The following is a 15,739-nucleotide window of genomic DNA, read 5'->3' on the forward strand; positions in this document are numbered from 1 at the left end:
TCATCGAAGACAAGAACGTGCTCCGGGGTCGGTGAGAATCCGAACCGGCGGTGATAGTCCGCGACCCGCCCTCACCGGCGGTTGACCTGGTGGAATTCCGGGACCGACGGTTAAAGTCCGGATGGGAGGATGCACGCGTCGTTCGGCGTTCGCGCCGGACGGCGGAATTGGGCTATGCCCGAGACCCCGGAGCTCAACAGGATTGAGACCGGGATGACCAGCACGACGGCCCAGCGGCTGAGCGCAGACGAGATCGAGCGCGCGATGCTGCGCGCCATCGAGATCGCCGCGAACGGCCCGGCCCGCGGGGTCAACCCGCAGGTCGGCTGCGTCATCCTGGCGGCCGAGGGCAGCATCCTCGCCGAGGGCTGGCACCGCGGCGCCGGCACTCCGCACGCGGAGGTCGACGCCCTCTCCAAGCTCTCCGACGGCCAAGCGAACGGCGCAACGGCCGTCGTCACCCTGGAGCCGTGCAACCACACGGGTCTCACCGGACCGTGCTCCGAGGCGTTGATCGCCGCCGGGGTGTCGCGCGTCGTCTACGGCGTGAGTGATCCGGGCGACCACTCCTCCGGCGGAGCCGCGCGGCTGCATGAGGCCGGCGTCGACGTCGTCGGCGGCGTTCTCATCGCCGAGACGACGGCCCGCCTCGGCGACTGGCTCCCTGCAGCGAGGCTCAAGCGCCCTGTCGTCACGGTCAAGTGGGCGTCCAGCCTCGACGGACGAGCAGCAGCAGCCGATGGCACCAGCCAGTGGATCACCGGGCCGGAGGCCAGGGCCGACGTGCATGCCCGTCGTGCGGCATCCGACGCCATCGGAGTGGGAACCGGCACAGTGCTCGCCGACGATCCCGCCCTCTCCGCGCGATATGCCGACGGTGGCATGTATGAGGCACAGCCCGTACCCGTGGTCTTCGGAACGCGCGAGACACCGACGGATGCCGCCGTCAGACGGGGCACCCACGAGCCGCTCTTCGCGGCAGGCGACGATCTCGCGACCGAGCTGCGCGCGCTCCACGCCCGCGGCATCCGTTCCCTGTTCATCGAGGGCGGACCGACTCTCGCCAGCGCCTTCATCGCCGCCGGCCTCGCCGACGAGGTGCTCGTCTACCTCGCCCCGGCGATCCTCGGTGGACCGCGTACTGCCATCGGCGACGTCGGAATCACGACCATCGACGATGCGTTGAGGCTCTCCATCGAGAACGTCGAGAGACTCGGCGACGACCTGCTGGTCGTCGCCACCCTGAAGAAGAAGCCGTAGGAGGCAGCAGTGTTCACCGGAATCATCGAGGAGATCGGGCGCATCGAGCACGTCGAGACGACCGGCGACGCCGCCCGCATCACCGTGCGCGGACCCCTCGTCGTCTCGGATGTGCGACACGGGGACTCGATCTCGGTGAGCGGCGTGTGCCTGACCGTCGTCGCGTCGACCCCCGAGACCTTCACCGCCGACGTCATGGCCCAGACTCTCGCCATGTCGACCCTCGCCGGGGTCGCCGAGGGCCACGCCGTCAATCTCGAGCGCGCCGCCGCCGTCGGGGACAGGCTCGGCGGGCACATCGTGCAGGGCCACATCGACGGCACTGCAACGGTGCTCTCGATCACAGACGGCAGCGCCTGGAGGGTCGTGCGATTCAGCCTCGACCCGCAGCACGCGCCGCTCGTCGTCGACAAGGGCTCCATCGCGGTCGACGGCACGTCCCTCACCGTCAGCGCCGTCGGCGGCGGCCTCACCGACGGCTGGTTCGAGGTCTCGCTCATCCCCGAGACCCTCACCGCCACCACCCTCGGCGAGCGCGCCGTCGGCGACAGCGTGAACATCGAGACCGACATCCTCGCCCGCCACGTCGAGCGGATGCTGTCGCTCGGCCTGCACCACACCCTCCCGTCCTCGGTCACCGACGGCCCCGGCAGTGCGCCGGCCGCCTCGCCTGCATCGGTTCCGGAATCCGCCACGACAGTTGGGAGCTCACGATGAGCCTCGCCACCATCCCGGAAGTACTCGACGCCCTGCGCGCCGGCAAGCCCGTCATCGTCGCCGACGACGAGGCCCGTGAGAACGAGGGCGACGCCATCATGGCCGCCGAGCTCGCCAGCCAGGAGTGGATCGCCTGGATGGTGCGCAACACCTCCGGGTTCCTCTGCGCCCCGATGCCCGACGAGTACGCCGACCGTCTCGAGCTGCCGCTCATGACGACGCAGAGCCAGGACGCCCGCGGCACCGCGTACACGATCACCGTCGACGCCTCCGACCGTGTCAGCACGGGCATCAGCGCGGCCGACCGTGCCCACACCCTGCGGGTGCTTGCCGACCCGAACTCGCAGCCCGACAGCCTCATCCGCCCCGGCCACGTGCTGCCGCTACGCGCCAAGGAGGGCGGAGTGCGCGAGCGCGGCGGCCACACCGAGGCCGCCGTCGACCTCATGAAGCTCGCCGGGCTCTCCCCCGTCGGCGTTATCGGTGAGATCGTCGCCGATGACGGCGAGATGATGCGACTGCCCGGCCTCATCGAGCTCGGCGCCCGCGAGGACCTTCCGGTGACGACGGTCGCAGCCATCATCGACTACCTCCAGGAATGGCACTGCGACACCGACGTTCCCGTCGCGACGCCGATCCCCGAGAGCTCGCGCGTCGACTTCGAGGTCGAGACGACGGTGCCCACCACGCACGGACCGTTCAAGGTGCGCGCCTACCGCGACCGGCAGACCGGCGCCGACCACGTGGCCATCGTCGCCGGCACTCCTGCGGCATCCGGAGCCCTCGTTCGTGTGCACTCGGAGTGCCTCACCGGAGAGGCCTTCGGTTCGCTCAAGTGCGAGTGCGGCCCGCAGCTCGACGCGGCGCTCGAGACCATCCAGCGCGACGGCGGCATCGTCATCTACCTGCGCGGCCACGAGGGGCGCGGCATCGGCCTCATCAACAAGCTGCGCGCCTACAGGCTCCAGGAGGACGGCCTCGACACGCTCGACGCCAACCTCGCCCTCGGTCTGCCGGCCGATGCCCGCGACTACGGGGCGGCCACAGCCATCCTCGACGAGATGGGCATCACCTCGGTGCGGCTCCTCACCAACAACCCCGAGAAGGTGCGCCAGCTCGAGGAACGCGGCGTGACCGTGACCGAGCGGGTTCCGCTCGTCGTCGGCGTCGGCGCATTCAACGAGTCGTACCTCGAGACCAAGCGCGACCGCATGGGTCACGCCATCGCCGATCAGCAACTCGCCGAGAGCGTGCGACTCACCGCCGCCGGCACAGAACCCCTCCTGGAAGGACACGCATCATGAGCGGAGCAGGCTCCCCCACCCTCGACATCGACGGCACCGGACTGAACGTCGTCATCGTCGCCGGCCACTGGCACACCGAGATCACCGACGGCCTCATCGCCGGAGCTGTGCGCACCCTCGATGCCGCCGGAGCATCGCACACCCTCGTGCGGGTTCCCGGAAGCTTCGAGCTGCCGGTCGTCGCGAAGGCGGCCCTGGATGCCGGAGCCGATGCCGTGGTCGCACTGGGAGTCATCATCCGAGGCGGCACCCCGCACTTCGAGTACGTCTCGGCTGCGGCGACCGATGGGCTGACCCGCGTCGCCCTCGACACCGGCAAGCCCGTGGGCTTCGGGCTGCTCACCCTGGACGACGAGAAGCAGGGCATCGACCGCGCCGGCCTCCCGGGCTCCAAGGAGGACAAGGGGACCGAGGCTGCCGAGGCGGCGATCTCGACGGCGCGCGTTCTGCAGGCGCTTCGCGCCAACCGCTGAGAGCGCTGACCCCGCTGATCGAGTAGTGCCCGACGCTTCGGGCGGTCGCTTCGCTCGGCCCTCAGCGAGCAAAACCCGCTCGCTGAGGCCCGGACGAAGTCCGCGGTCGAAGCGCCTCTGACGCGCTACGGCTTCCAGACCATGAGCACCACGACCGCGAGGAGCAGCAGCGCAACCACACCGCTGCCTCCGGCGATCCGCCCGTAGTACTGCGACGCCGCTCCGCCGTCCGATGCGGCGACTCCGGATGCAGTCGCGCCGCCGGCGGTGGAGCCCAGCGCGGCCGCGGCCTTCCGCATCGACGGCACCACGAGCGCCTCGCTCACGACGGCAGCGGCGACCCAGAGGATGAGCGACCAGAGGATCCAGGGCGTGAGGAACGTCAGGCCGTACTTCGGGTCGCTCGTGCCCATCACGGCGAAACCGAGCAGGACCACGAGGATCGACAGTCGTCCGAAGATCGATGTCGACGTGGCGAGGGTCGCGACCTGGGCTCCGTTGCCCGAGCGCAGGGCACGGAGGGCCGTCATGGGCAGGATCGCCAGCGGCCCCACGATGAACACCGCCGTGACGACGTGCAGCACATTGAAGAGTTCGTTCATGTCGCCAGCCTAGAAGCGTGGTCACCCGAGGGCCAGCATCCGTACCCCGATTGGGCATCTCGGGGGACGAGGGCGTAGCGTTGGAGGGTTGCCACAAGCGACTTTCGAAATCCCAGCTGCGCGCCATGGCGCCTGACCGACGCACTGCGCGGCGCAGCAGACGCCCCCTGCACCGAAAGCGCTCCATCATGTCAGCACCAGTCGCCGAGACACCCGCAGCCCCAGCGAACACGCGCAGCCGTGTGATCCTCGCCAGCCTCATCGGAACCTCGATCGAGTTCTACGACTTCTACGTCTACGCGACGGCCGCCGTGCTCGTCTTCCCGACGCTGTTCTTCGTCAACGCCGACCCGACGATCGCGCTGCTGCAGTCCTTCGCCGTGTTCGGCGTCGCCTTCGTGGCCCGCCCCATCGGGTCGATCGTGTTCGGCCACTTCGGAGATCGCGTCGGACGCAAGGGAACCCTCGTGGCGTCGCTGCTCACCATGGGCATCGCGACCTTCATCATCGGCATCCTGCCCACGGCCCTCACCCCGGGATGGGAGATCCTCGCACCGGCCCTGCTCGTCGTCATGCGCTTCGGTCAAGGCCTCGGCCTCGGCGGCGAGTGGAGCGGTGCGGCCCTCCTGGCCACGGAGAACGCCCCGGCCGGCAAGCGCGCCATCTGGGGAACGTTCCCGCAGCTCGGCGCCCCGATCGGCTTCATCCTCGCCAACGGCGTGTTCCTCGTCCTGTCATCGACGATCGACGCCGACGCCTTCCTCGCGTGGGGCTGGCGCGTTCCGTTCATCGCCAGCGCCGTGCTCGTGATCATCGGCCTCTACGTACGTCTCAAGCTCATCGAGACCCCGGCCTTCACCAAGGTCGTCGAGCAGGGCGAGGTCGCCAAGCTTCCGCTGGCGCGCGTCTTCAAGACCAGCTGGCGACCGCTCATCCTGGGCACGTTCATCATGCTGGCAACCTACGTGTTGTTCTACCTGATGACGACCTTCACCCTCACCTATGGAACGACGGCGACGGATGCCCCCGTCTCCGGTCTCGGCTACAGCCGCGAGTCGTTCCTCATCATGCTGATCATCGGTGTGGTCTTCTTCGGAATCTTCACGCTCGTGTCCGGCCCTCTCGCCGAGCGCTTCGGCCGCCGTCGCACCCTCATCATCACGACGATCGGCATCATCGTCTTCGGGCTGCTGTTCGTGCCTCTGTTCGCCGGTGGCACCATCGGCGTGATGACGCTGCTCATCGTCGGCTTCACCCTCATGGGGCTCACCTTCGGCCCGATGGGCGCCGTTCTGCCCGAGCTCTTCCCGACCAACGTGCGCTACACGGGCTCGGCGATCAGCTACAACGTGGCGTCGATCCTGGGAGCCGCGCTCGCCCCGTTCATCGCCGTAGCGCTGTGGCAGAGCGCGAACGGCAGCCCGGTGTTCGTCGGTGTCTACCTGAGCCTTGCCGGTGCGATCACGCTGGTGGCCCTCATCATCAGCAAGGACACCGGCGACGTCGCGTACACCGACAACGTGAAGTAGAGCAGGCTCCCGCTCGCTGAGACCCACGCGCGGGCCGCGGTACCCCCTCGCTGTGGCCCGGACGAAGTCTGCGGTCCCTGCTCGCTGAGGCCCGGACGAAGTCCGCGGTCGAAGCGCCACCGCCGGCGCTCGACCGCCCGCTGGGCGCAGGTCTCGGCGAGCGGGCCGCGTTCAGTCCAGGAAGAGCGCTCGCAGCCGCTTCGTGGTGACCACGAGGCCGAGCACGATCATGACGGTGTAGTAGAGGACGTGCCAGAGCAGTCCCCAGTTCACGTCACCCGTGGTCAGTCCGCGCACCAGCTCGACGCCGTGCCACAACGGCATCGCCTGGATCACGTACTGCAGCCACTGCGGGTAGACGCTCAACGGGTAGAACGTGGCCGAGAACAGGAACATCGGCAGCATGATGAAGTTGATCCAGTCCATCTGCTGGAAGCTCTTCATGTAGCTCGTGATGGCCATGCCCACGCTCGCGAAGCCGAACGCTATGAGCAGCACCGCCGGCAGCGCGAGGAGCGCCCACCACGACAGATTGAGGCCGAGCACCTGCATCACCAGCTGGAAGCCGACGGCGTACAGCGCGCCGCGCAGCAGCGCGAGCAGGATCTCACCGAGGGCAACGTCGAGCGGCCCGAGCGAGGTCGACAACATGCCCTCGTAGAGCTTCGCGAACTGCATCTTGAAGAAGACGTTCCAGGTGGAGTCGTAGATCGCGCCGTTCATCGCGGCGACGGCGAGCAGGGCGGGGGCGATGTAGGCCGGGTAGCTCACCTCCTGCCCGTTCGACAGAGTGACGGCTCCGACGAGGCTGCCGAGCCCGATGCCCATCGCGAGGAGGTAGAAGATCGGCTCGAACAGGCCGCTCACGACCACCAGCCAGTTCGTGCTCGCCGTCGCGCGCCAGCCACGCAGCATCACCGCGCGGGCGTTCCCCGCATACAGCGACCGCACCGGACGGGGGCGGATGCTGCTCGGTGCGAAGTCCTGCTCCGTCGCCCCGGTCACGAGTTCAGCCTCCGCACGGCGATGCGTCGCGACCAGGCCCAGCCGATCACGATCAGAGCGACGAGGTAGGCGAGGTGCACGACAGTCAGCCAGATGGGCTCGGCGTAGCCGTACGAGAACACCCTGGCCAGCTCCGTGGCATGCCAGAGCGGGCTGATCCACCCGATCCACTGCAGGTAGATCGGGAACGTCGCCAGCGGGAAGAAGGTGCCGGAGAACAGGGTCATCGGAAGCACGATGAAGCGCTGCACCATGGCGAGCTGCCCGGTGTCCTCCTGCAGCGTCGAGGTGTAGCCCATGATGACCGTGCCGAAGGCGAGCCCGCCGAGGAGTCCGGCGACGATGCCGAGGAAGCCGACGGGCGACGGCGAGGCCCCGAACACCAGCATCAGCACATAGAAAAGCACGAGGTTCACCAGCATGCGGATGACGACCGAGTAGACCACGCCGTCGACGATCTGCACGGGGCGGATCGGGGAGGCCGCGGCGCCGGTGAAGGTCGGATTCCACTTGTACCCGAGCATGATCGGGTAGGTGAACTCCTCGCTGGCGACGGTGATGCCGGCTGTCGCCAGCAGTGCCGGCGCGACGAAGACGAGATAGCTCACGCCGTCGACCGCATCAGGCCCCATGTTCGCATCGACGATCGTCGCGAGGCCGACGCCGAGGGCGTAGAGGTAGAGCAGCGGGCTGCCGATGCCCGCGATCACCACCGTGCCCGTGTAGGTGCGCATCATGCGCAGCCTGTGCTCGGTCACGTACCAGGCACCCCAGCGGCGCGAACGTCGACCGGCCGCCACGGCGCGGGCGGCATCCGTCGACTGCTCGGTGGTCACGCTCATTCGACGAGACTCCGCCCGGTGAGCCTCAGGAAGACGTCTTCGAGGCTCGATCGGCGCACCAGGCTCGTGACGGGGCGGAGCCCGGCCTCGGTCATCTTCACGAGCTCGGCCTCGCCGTTGTCGCTGTAGATCAGCACCCTGTCGGGCAGCACCTCGACGCGGTGGCCGTCTACGCCCTGCGCACGCGCGAGCTGGGCTCCGACCTCGGCGTTCCGGTCGCTGCCGAACCGCACCTCGAGCACCTCCCGGGTGGAATGGGTGCGGATGAGCTGGGCAGGCGAGCCCTCGGCCATGATCGCGCCCTTGTCGACGACGACGAGGCGGTCGCAGAGCTGCTCGGCCTCGTCCATGTAGTGCGTGGTGAGCAGCAGGGTCGTGCCCTGCTCCTTCAGCCGGAAGAGGCGATCCCAGAGGATGTGCCGCGCCTGCGGGTCGAGTCCTGTGGTGGGTTCGTCGAGCAGCAGGATGCGGGGATCGTTGATGAGGGCACGGGCGATGGTGAGACGACGCTTCATACCGCCGGAGAGCGCGTCGACGCGCGCCTTCTCCTTGCCCTCGAGCTGCGCGAAGGCCAGCAGTTCATCGGCACGCTGTGCGACGAGCTTGCGCGGAAGACCGAAGTAGCGCCCGTACACCAGCAGGTTCTCGCGCACGCGCAGCTCGGTGTCGAGGTTGTCGGACTGGGGAACGACGCCCAGCTGCGACCGGATCTCGGGACCGTGCACGTCGGGATCGAGCCCGAGGATGCCCAGCTCGCCGCTCGTGCGCGTCGAGACGGCACCCACCATGCGCATGGTGGTCGACTTGCCCGCACCGTTCGGCCCGAGAAGCCCGAACGACTCCCCCGGAGCGACCTCGAACGAGATGCCGTCGACGGCGGCGAAGTCCTGGTACTTCTTGACGAGGTCACTGGCGACGATGACGGGGGCTGGCACCCGTCCAACCTAGCGAAGACCGCCGACGTTGCACGGCCCGCGCACACCACCCCTGGCACCACTCGCCCCGTGAACGGGGTGAGAATGGAGGCATGACCTCCACCGATCCGAATCGTCAACCTGAATTGACTAATCCGGGTGCGTCAACTACGGTTGACGACATGGACGTCACCACGATTCACACCCTCGCCGCCAGCGCGGGCGGAGACGACCCGATCGAATCGCTCCGGGCGATCCACCGTCTGCAGCGCGAACTCGACAGGGTCGAGACCGTCGCCGTGAGGCGCGCCCGCGCCCGCGGTGCCAGCTGGCAGCTCATCGCCCTCGCCCTCGAGGTGAGCAAGCAGGCGGTGCACAAGAAGTACGGACGCAGCTGAGGCATCCGTTCCCCCGTGGATGCCGGCAGTCGCGCCAGGCGTGAGACGGCATCCGCAGCAATCAGAGAGAAGTCATGAGCGAAACATCCACGCGCTCGCGCGGCCTCGGCCGCCGTTCCACCCCGAAGGACGGCCCGCGCGCCACCTTCAGCCAGTTGCTGCCCTACATCTTCGAGCAGAAGGGCGTGATCGTCGCCGTCATCGTGTTGAGCGTGCTCGGCGCCGCAGCGAGCCTCGCGCAGCCACTGCTCGTCAGCAACCTCATCACCCTGGTGCAGGCCGGTGACGACCTCGGCAACCTGGTGACGATCCTCATCGCCCTCGTCGTCATCTCGGCGCTCATCAGCGGCTACCAGCACTACCTGCTGCAGCGCACGGGTGAATCCGTCGTGCTCGCCAGTCGCAAGCGCCTCATCGCACGGATGCTGCACCTGCCCATCGCCCAGTTCGACAGTCGCCGCACCGGAGACCTCGTCTCCCGCGTCGGCAGCGACACCACGCTGCTGCGCGCTGTGCTCACCCAGGGGCTCGTCGACAGTGTCGGCGGGGTGCTGCTCTTCGTCGGCGCTCTCATCGCGATGCTCGTCATCGACCCGGTGCTTCTCGGGGCGACGGCGCTCGTGATCGCCGTCTCGATCGTGGTCGTGACGCTGCTCTCCGGCCGCATCCGCGAGGCCAGCCACGCCACGCAGGCCAAGGTGGGCGAGCTGTCGTCGGGCGTCGAGCGCTCCATCAGCGCCGTCCGTACTGTGCGCGCTTCGAACGCCACCGACCGCGAGATCGCCACTGTCGAGCATCACGCCGTGGGCGCCTACGAGGCGGGCGTGAAGGTCGCCAGGATCTCGGCCCTGGTCGTTCCCGTCGCCGGCATCGCCCTGCAGGTCTCCCTCCTCGTCGTACTGGGCCTCGGCGGTTTCAGGGTCGCGGCCGGCGACATCGAGATCGGCAGCCTGGTCGCGTTCATCATGCTGCTGTTCATGCTCATCGCCCCGCTCGGATCCGCCTTCGGCGCCCTCACCTCGGTGAACTCGGCGCTCGGAGCCCTCGGTCGCATCCAGGAGATCATCGACCTGCCGACCGAGGACCAGAACGATCGCGACCTCGCCCCTCTCGCCGTCATCATCGGTGCCGCGAACGACGCCGTGCTGCCCGATGCCCCAGCCATCGAATTCCGCGAAGTGCGGTTCTCCTACCCGGCGACATCCGTCATCGTCGAGCCGTCGGAGACTCCCGCTCCCAGCCTCAACCCGCTCGTCGAGCTCGACGGACTCTCGCAGACGGGTTCGCCGGACGCCGCCACGGATTCCTCGACCACGGATGCCGCAGCCGATGCCCCCGCTGTTCCTCGACCCGCCGTACTCGGCGGCGTCTCGTTCACCGCCCCGCGCGGCAAGCGCACGGCCCTCGTCGGGCCGTCGGGCGCCGGCAAGAGCACGATCCTCGCCCTGATCGAGCGGTTCTACGACCCCACGGGCGGCGAGGTGCGACTGGGTGGTCTCGACATCCGTTCGCTCGATCGCCATGATCTGCGGGCCCAGATCGGCTACGTCGAGCAGGACGCCCCGGTGCTCGCGGGGTCGATCCGCGACAACCTCGTGCTGTCGGCTCCGGATGCGACGGACGAGCAGTGCATCTCGGTGCTCGCAGCCGTGAACCTGTCCGAGGTGCTCGACCGCGACCCGGCCGGCCTCTCGGCCGAGGTCGGCGAGAACGGCGTGATGCTCTCGGGCGGAGAGCGCCAGCGCCTCGCCATCGCCAGGGCCCTGCTCTCGGAGTCGCCCATCCTGCTGCTCGACGAGTCGACCTCGAGCCTCGACGGCGTCAACGAGCAGAAGATGCGCGACGCGATCGACGCCGTCGCCGAGGATCGCACGCTCATCGTGATCGCGCACAGGCTCTCGACGGTGGTCGACTCCGACCAGATCGTGGTGCTCGAGCACGGTCGGGTCATCGGCACCGGGACGCACTCGGAGCTGGTCGCATCGACGCCGCTCTACCGCGACCTGGCGAGGCACCAGCTGCTGGTCTAGCGCCCCGCGCCGCCGCGCCGGACCCTCCGCCGAGTCGCCCACATTCGTCGCCACAGCTGCTCGATTCGGCGGGGGAGGCGACGAAGATGGGCGACTCGGGGGCTGGCGGGAGTCCTCCACCTCCGCATCGTGGCGTTGGAAAACCACTGGTCGTGACATTCCCGGCCGCGCGGTCGACCGGGAGCGCACGCTGCTGGGATGCCCCGACCACCGAAGCCGCTTCCCGCCCAGATCGAGCATCAGTTCGTCGTCAGTGGAGCCATCGATGCTGGTGTCTCTCGCGAGCGACTTCGCAGAGCCGACCTCGATGCTCCGTATGCCGGCACGCGTGTTCCGGCAGGCTCGGAGCTCGCCCATCTCGATCGCGCTCGCCTGCTCAGCGCGCGCATCGGGGACCACACCTTCCTCAGCCATACGACGGCCGCGATCGCCTACGGCATCCCCCTCCCCCGGCGAGCGGAGCGCGACGAACGGCCGCACCTGTCGGTCATTGCGCCGGCTCGTGCACCCCACGCCAGCGGACTCCGCGGCCACAGCATCGAGGCATCGCCCCTCGAGGTCATCCACTGCCAGGGCATGCGCATCACCGGCGCGGCGCGAACCTGGCTCGACCTCGCGTCGACGGGTCTCTCCATCGACCATCTCGTCATCGCGGGCGATCGCCTGCTCCGCTGGACCGAGCCGTTGTGCTCTCTCGAGGAACTGGCCGGCCAGGTCCTCGCGCACCCGCGAGCCCGGGGCGTCCGAGCAGCACGCGGCGCACTCCCCCTGCTGACGAATCGATCGCAGTCGCCGCGCGAATCACTCGTGCGGCTCCGACTCCATCACGCCGGCCTGCCTCGACCCGAACTCAACTACGTCATCTCCGCAGCGAATGGCGCCTTCGTCGCCCGGGTGGACCTCGCCTTCCCCGAGTACAAGGTCCTCGTCGAGTACGAGGGCGAGCACCACCTCCGCGACCCGCTGCAGTGGAACAAGGACATCCACCGGTTCAACCTGCTTCAGAACTTGGGGTGGATCTGCATCCGCGTCGAGAAGATGAATGCGGCATCCGTTCAGTGGCAGGTCGAGCGCGCGCTGAGCCTGCGCGGCTGGCGACGCTGACGGCCCACCTCGAGTCGCCCACGTTCGTCGCATCGCCACGCTGAACCGGGCAGGATGGCGACACGAACGTGGGCGACTCGAGGTACGGAGCAGCGAGCGAGCAGGGCGTCAGTCCTCCTGCTTCAGGTGGTACCGGATGCTGGCCAGCTCGGCGCGCAGCGCCGCCGGCACCCGACTGCCGAACAAGTCGAAGTACTCCTCGGTGAGGTCGCACTCGGCGAGCCAGGATGCGGCATCCACGTCGAACAGGGCGTCGAGGGCGTCGGCCGACAGGTCGAGCCCGTCAACGTCGAGGGAGCCCTCGGCAGGCAGCAGGCCGATCGGTGTCGAGACGGCATCCGCCGTGCCTTCGAGGCGACGGATGATCCACTCGAGCACGCGCGCGTTCTCGCCGAATCCGGGCCAGAGGAACGAGCCGTCGTTGCCCTTGCGGAACCAGTTGACCTGGAAGATCGCCGGAGCCCGGGTGCCGAGGGTGCGGCCCATCTTCACCCAGTGGCCCCAGTAGTCGGCCATGTTGTAGCCGCAGAACGGGAGCATGGCGAAGGGATCGCGGCGGAGCTCGCCGACTGTGCCCTCGGCTGCAGCCGTCTTCTCCGAGGAGATCGTCGCCCCCATGAACACGCCGTGCTTCCAGGTGCGCGCCTGCGCCACCAGCGGAACGTTCGTCGCACGGCGGCCGCCGAACAGGATGGCATCGATGGGGACCCCGGCGAACGACTCCCAGTCGTCGGCCATCGTCGGGCACTGGGCGGCCGCGACGGTGAAGCGGGAGTTCGGATGCGCCGCGGGGCGGCCGGAATCCGGCGTCCACGGCTGCCCGGTCCAGTCGGTGAGCTGAGCGGGAACTGCCTCCGTGAGGCCCTCCCACCACACGTCGCCATCGGGGCGGAGGGCGACGTTCGTGAAGATCGTGTTGCCCCAGAGCGTCTGCACGGCCGTCGGGTTGGTGGTCTCGCCGGTTCCGGGCGCGACGCCGAAGAAGCCGGCCTCGGGGTTGATCGCCCAGAGGCGGCCGTCCTCCCCCGGACGCATCCACGCGATGTCGTCGCCGAGGGTCTCGACGGTCCAGCCGGGGATCGACGGACGCAGCATCGCGAGGTTCGTCTTGCCGCAGGCTGACGGGAACGCAGCGGCCACGTGGTACGCCTTGCCCTCGGGTGAGGTGATCTTGATGAGCAGCATGTGCTCGGCCAGCCAGCCCTCGTCTCGGCCCATGACCGAGGCGATGCGCAGCGCGAAGCACTTCTTGGCGAGCAGGGCGTTGCCGCCGTACCCCGACCCGAACGACCACACCTCGCGGGTGTCGGGGAACTGCACGATGTACTTCTCGGGGTTGCACGGCCAGTCGGCATCGGTGCGCTTGAAGCCGCGCTCGTCGCGCAGCGGGTAGCCGACGCTGTGCACGGTGTGCACCCAGGGCTCGCCGTCCTCGATCATGCGGTAGACCCTGTCACCCATGCGCGTCATGATGCCCATGCTGAGCACGACGTAGGGCGAGTCGGTGATCTCGACACCCAGCTGCGAGATGGGGCCGCCGAGAGGGCCCATCGAGAACGGGACGACGTACATCGTGCGGCCGCGCATCGAGCCGGCGAACACACCCTGCAGCTCCTCCCGCATCTCACGCGGGTCGCGCCAGTTGTTCGTCGGCCCTGCGTCCTCCTCGTAGGTGGAGCAGATGAAGGTGCGATCCTCGACCCTGGCGACGTCCTCGGGATCGGTACGCGCCAGGTAGCTGTTCGGACGCCATTCCGGGTTCAGCCTGATCAGTCGCCCAGTCGCCACGAGCTCCTTCGTGAGCCTGTCGGCCTCCGCCATCGAGCCATCGCACCACACGATCGCATCGGGCAGGGTGATCGCGGCGATCTCGTCGACCCAGGTACGCAGGGCCCGATCGGTGGTGCCGACACGGGGCGTGGAGTCGTCTCGCTCGCGTCCGTCGGATGCCGTTCCCGTTGCGATGTCGGAGATGGTCATGGCACTCGCCTTTCGGTTGATCCTGCGAGGGTGGGGCGCTGGTTACTTAAGGTTCACGCATTTCTGACCTCCTGCTGCGAGAAATCTGTTGTTAAGAATCGTGGAAGTTTCGCTATTCTCAAGTCATGAAGCAACGTGGCTCTGACCTCACCACCCTCGGCCATCGAATCCGCCATTTCCGCGGCCAGCGCGGGCTCACCCTCGACCAACTCGGCGAGCTTGTCGGCATCGCCGGCAGCCAGCTCTCTCTCATCGAGAACGGCAAGCGCGAGGCCAGGGTCGGCACGCTGCAGGCCATCGCGGGCGCACTCGACGTCGATCTCACGGCGCTGCTGGCGACCGAGGCGCCGAACACGCGGGCTGCCCTCGAGATCGAGCTCGCCAGGGCTCAGCGCAATCCGCTGTACGTGTCGCTCGGACTTCCGACGGTGAAGCCCACGCGCGGCACCACCGACGAGACCCTGGAGGCGATGCTCGGCCTGCACCGCGAGCTCGCACGCCGGGCCTCGGAGGCCATAGCGACGCCTGAGGAGGCGCGGCGGGCGAACACCGAGCTGCGCGAGCGGATGCGGGAGAGGCAGAACCACCTCCCCGAGATCGAGCAGCTCGCCGAGGACCGCGTGAAGGCGGCCGGGCACAGGGTGGGAGCCCTCACCCACCGCGAGGTCAGCGTGATGGCCGAACAGCTCGGGTTCCAGCTCATCTACGTGAACGACCTGCCCGACTCCACCCGCTCCATCACGGACATCGCGAACGGCCGCATCTACCTGCCGCCGGCGTCCATCCCCGGCGGTCATGGACTGAGGTCGATGGCGCTGCAGGCGATGGCCCACCGCATCCTCGGTCACGAACGCCCGGGCAGCTACGCCGAGTTCCTGCAGCAGCGCCTCGAGATCAACTACTTCGCAGCCTGCTGCCTGATGCCTCAGGAGGCATCCGTCGCCTTCCTGCAGGCGGCGAAGAAGGAGAAGCGCCTCGCCATCGAGGACTTCCGCGACGCCTTCGGCGTGACCCACGAGGCCGCGGCCCTGCGCTTCACCAACCTCGGCACCGCTCACCTCGACATGACCATGCACTTCCTCAGAGTGAACGGCGACGGCGCCCTGCTGAAGGGCTACGAGAACGACGACATCCCGTTGCCGACGGATGTGACCGGCTCCATCGAGGGCCAGTGGGTGTGCAAGAAGTGGAGCGCTCGCAACGCCTTCACCCACACGAACCGCACCACGGAGTTCTACCAGTACACCGACACCCCAGCCGGTACGTACTGGTGCGCGACCCAGACCGGCCGATCGGACGACGGCGAGTACTCCATCACGCTCGGGGTCCCGTTCAGCGAGGCGAAGTGGTTCCGCGGGCGCGAGACGACGGTGCGCGCGGTGTCGACCTGCCCCGACGAGTCGTGCTGCCGGCGCGCACCCTCTGAACTGGCGGACCGCTGGGCCGGACAGGCCTGGCCGAGCGCCCGCCTGCACGCGCAGATCCTCTCTCCCCTGCCGTCGGGCACCTTCCCGGGCGTCGACGACGCCGCCGTCTACTCCTTCCTGGAGGCGCACGCCGCGACCGACCGCTAGGCGTGAC

14 protein-coding genes and 1 riboswitch are annotated in these 15,739 nt (G+C 68.6%); of the genes, 9 read left to right on the plus strand and 5 right to left on the minus strand.

Annotated elements, in window-relative coordinates:
- Window positions 1-14: 14 nt before the first annotated feature.
- Window positions 15-138, plus strand: a riboswitch (FMN riboswitch).
- 75 nt (window positions 139-213) lie between these two features.
- Genes ribD through ribH form a run of 4 tightly spaced genes read left to right on the plus strand, consistent with a single transcriptional unit; the run spans window position 214 to window position 3,754 of the window.
- A complete protein-coding gene (ribD, locus tag AADV74_RS08680) occupies window positions 214-1,260 on the plus strand; it encodes a bifunctional diaminohydroxyphosphoribosylaminopyrimidine deaminase/5-amino-6-(5-phosphoribosylamino)uracil reductase RibD (protein WP_342113046.1) in 1,047 nt (348 codons plus the stop codon).
- Between the two features lie 9 nt (window positions 1,261-1,269).
- Entirely contained in the window at window positions 1,270-1,977 is a 708-nt protein-coding gene (locus AADV74_RS08685; RefSeq protein WP_342113047.1) for a riboflavin synthase, read from the plus strand.
- Complete coding sequence (gene ribA, locus AADV74_RS08690; protein WP_342113048.1) at window positions 1,974-3,281, plus strand: GTP cyclohydrolase II; 1,308 nt, start codon at window positions 1,974-1,976, stop codon at window positions 3,279-3,281. Before AADV74_RS08685 ends, ribA begins: the two co-directional genes overlap by 4 nt.
- Window positions 3,278-3,754: a 6,7-dimethyl-8-ribityllumazine synthase gene (ribH, locus tag AADV74_RS08695; RefSeq protein WP_342113049.1), complete on the plus strand. Its 477-nt coding sequence runs from the start codon at window positions 3,278-3,280 to the stop codon at window positions 3,752-3,754. The genes ribA and ribH overlap by 4 nt, the downstream gene beginning before the upstream one ends.
- Before the next feature lie 125 nt (window positions 3,755-3,879).
- On the opposite strand, the gene AADV74_RS08700 is transcribed toward ribH, so the two are convergent.
- Window positions 3,880-4,356: a DUF2269 family protein gene (locus AADV74_RS08700; RefSeq protein ID WP_342113050.1), complete on the minus strand. Its 477-nt coding sequence runs from the start codon at window positions 4,354-4,356 to the stop codon at window positions 3,880-3,882.
- 188 nt (window positions 4,357-4,544) lie between these two features.
- Between AADV74_RS08700 and AADV74_RS08705 the strand changes: the two genes are divergently transcribed.
- Window positions 4,545-5,885: an MFS transporter gene (locus AADV74_RS08705; protein ID WP_342113051.1), complete on the plus strand. Its 1,341-nt coding sequence runs from the start codon at window positions 4,545-4,547 to the stop codon at window positions 5,883-5,885.
- A gap of 171 nt (window positions 5,886-6,056) precedes the next feature.
- Here the strand turns inward: AADV74_RS08705 and AADV74_RS08710 are convergent, their stop codons facing one another.
- Genes AADV74_RS08710 through AADV74_RS08720 form a run of 3 tightly spaced genes read right to left on the minus strand, consistent with a single transcriptional unit; the run spans window position 6,057 to window position 8,667 of the window.
- Entirely contained in the window at window positions 6,057-6,890 is an 834-nt protein-coding gene (locus AADV74_RS08710) for an ABC transporter permease (protein WP_342113052.1), read from the minus strand.
- The gene (locus tag AADV74_RS08715) at window positions 6,887-7,732 is read right to left on the minus strand and encodes an ABC transporter permease (RefSeq protein ID WP_342113053.1); all 846 of its coding nucleotides are present in this window, start codon (window positions 7,730-7,732) and stop codon (window positions 6,887-6,889) included. Before AADV74_RS08715 ends, AADV74_RS08710 begins: the two co-directional genes overlap by 4 nt.
- Window positions 7,729-8,667, minus strand: coding sequence for an ABC transporter ATP-binding protein (locus tag AADV74_RS08720; RefSeq protein ID WP_342113054.1), 939 nt, complete (start codon window positions 8,665-8,667; stop codon window positions 7,729-7,731). The genes AADV74_RS08715 and AADV74_RS08720 overlap by 4 nt, the downstream gene beginning before the upstream one ends.
- A 161-nt stretch (window positions 8,668-8,828) precedes the next feature.
- On the opposite strand from AADV74_RS08720, the gene AADV74_RS08725 reads away from it, so the two are divergent.
- From AADV74_RS08725 to AADV74_RS08735, 3 genes are all read left to right on the plus strand, one after another.
- Entirely contained in the window at window positions 8,829-9,044 is a 216-nt protein-coding gene (locus AADV74_RS08725) for a hypothetical protein (RefSeq protein WP_056164738.1), read from the plus strand.
- Window positions 9,045-9,118: 74 nt separating this feature from the next.
- Entirely contained in the window at window positions 9,119-11,074 is a 1,956-nt protein-coding gene (locus AADV74_RS08730; protein ID WP_342113055.1) for an ABC transporter ATP-binding protein, read from the plus strand.
- A 198-nt stretch (window positions 11,075-11,272) separates the two neighbouring features.
- The gene (locus AADV74_RS08735) at window positions 11,273-12,178 is read left to right on the plus strand and encodes a hypothetical protein (RefSeq protein WP_342113056.1); all 906 of its coding nucleotides are present in this window, start codon (window positions 11,273-11,275) and stop codon (window positions 12,176-12,178) included.
- A 108-nt stretch (window positions 12,179-12,286) separates the two neighbouring features.
- Here the strand turns inward: AADV74_RS08735 and AADV74_RS08740 are convergent, their stop codons facing one another.
- Window positions 12,287-14,158 (minus strand): phosphoenolpyruvate carboxykinase (GTP), encoded by a 1,872-nt coding sequence (locus AADV74_RS08740; RefSeq protein WP_342113057.1) that lies wholly within the window; start codon window positions 14,156-14,158, stop codon window positions 12,287-12,289.
- A gap of 125 nt (window positions 14,159-14,283) precedes the next feature.
- Between AADV74_RS08740 and AADV74_RS08745 the strand changes: the two genes are divergently transcribed.
- On the plus strand, window positions 14,284-15,732 hold the full coding sequence (locus AADV74_RS08745) for a helix-turn-helix domain-containing protein (protein ID WP_342113058.1): 1,449 nt from the start codon (window positions 14,284-14,286) through the stop codon (window positions 15,730-15,732).
- Window positions 15,733-15,739: the final 7 nt, after the last annotated feature.

Origin of the sequence: Leifsonia stereocauli (assembly GCF_038432415.1) — a bacterium.
Taxonomy (GTDB): domain Bacteria; phylum Actinomycetota; class Actinomycetes; order Actinomycetales; family Microbacteriaceae; genus Orlajensenia; species Orlajensenia stereocauli.

What these genes read in the sequence shown, in the direction of transcription:
- AADV74_RS08700 (WP_342113050.1), bottom strand. Translation starts at nt 4,356, where the DNA reads ATGAACGAACTCTTCAATGTGCTGCACGTCGTCACGGCGGTGTTCATC.
- AADV74_RS08735 (WP_342113056.1), top strand. Translation starts at nt 11,273, where the DNA reads ATGCCCCGACCACCGAAGCCGCTTCCCGCCCAGATCGAGCATCAGTTC.
- AADV74_RS08715 (WP_342113053.1), bottom strand. Translation starts at nt 7,732, where the DNA reads ATGAGCGTGACCACCGAGCAGTCGACGGATGCCGCCCGCGCCGTGGCG.
- AADV74_RS08740 (WP_342113057.1), bottom strand. Translation starts at nt 14,158, where the DNA reads ATGACCATCTCCGACATCGCAACGGGAACGGCATCCGACGGACGCGAG.
- AADV74_RS08745 (WP_342113058.1), top strand. Translation starts at nt 14,284, where the DNA reads ATGAAGCAACGTGGCTCTGACCTCACCACCCTCGGCCATCGAATCCGC.
- ribD (WP_342113046.1), top strand. Translation starts at nt 214, where the DNA reads ATGACCAGCACGACGGCCCAGCGGCTGAGCGCAGACGAGATCGAGCGC.
- AADV74_RS08730 (WP_342113055.1), top strand. Translation starts at nt 9,119, where the DNA reads ATGAGCGAAACATCCACGCGCTCGCGCGGCCTCGGCCGCCGTTCCACC.
- AADV74_RS08725 (WP_056164738.1), top strand. Translation starts at nt 8,829, where the DNA reads ATGGACGTCACCACGATTCACACCCTCGCCGCCAGCGCGGGCGGAGAC.
- ribH (WP_342113049.1), top strand. Translation starts at nt 3,278, where the DNA reads ATGAGCGGAGCAGGCTCCCCCACCCTCGACATCGACGGCACCGGACTG.
- AADV74_RS08705 (WP_342113051.1), top strand. Translation starts at nt 4,545, where the DNA reads ATGTCAGCACCAGTCGCCGAGACACCCGCAGCCCCAGCGAACACGCGC.
- ribA (WP_342113048.1), top strand. Translation starts at nt 1,974, where the DNA reads ATGAGCCTCGCCACCATCCCGGAAGTACTCGACGCCCTGCGCGCCGGC.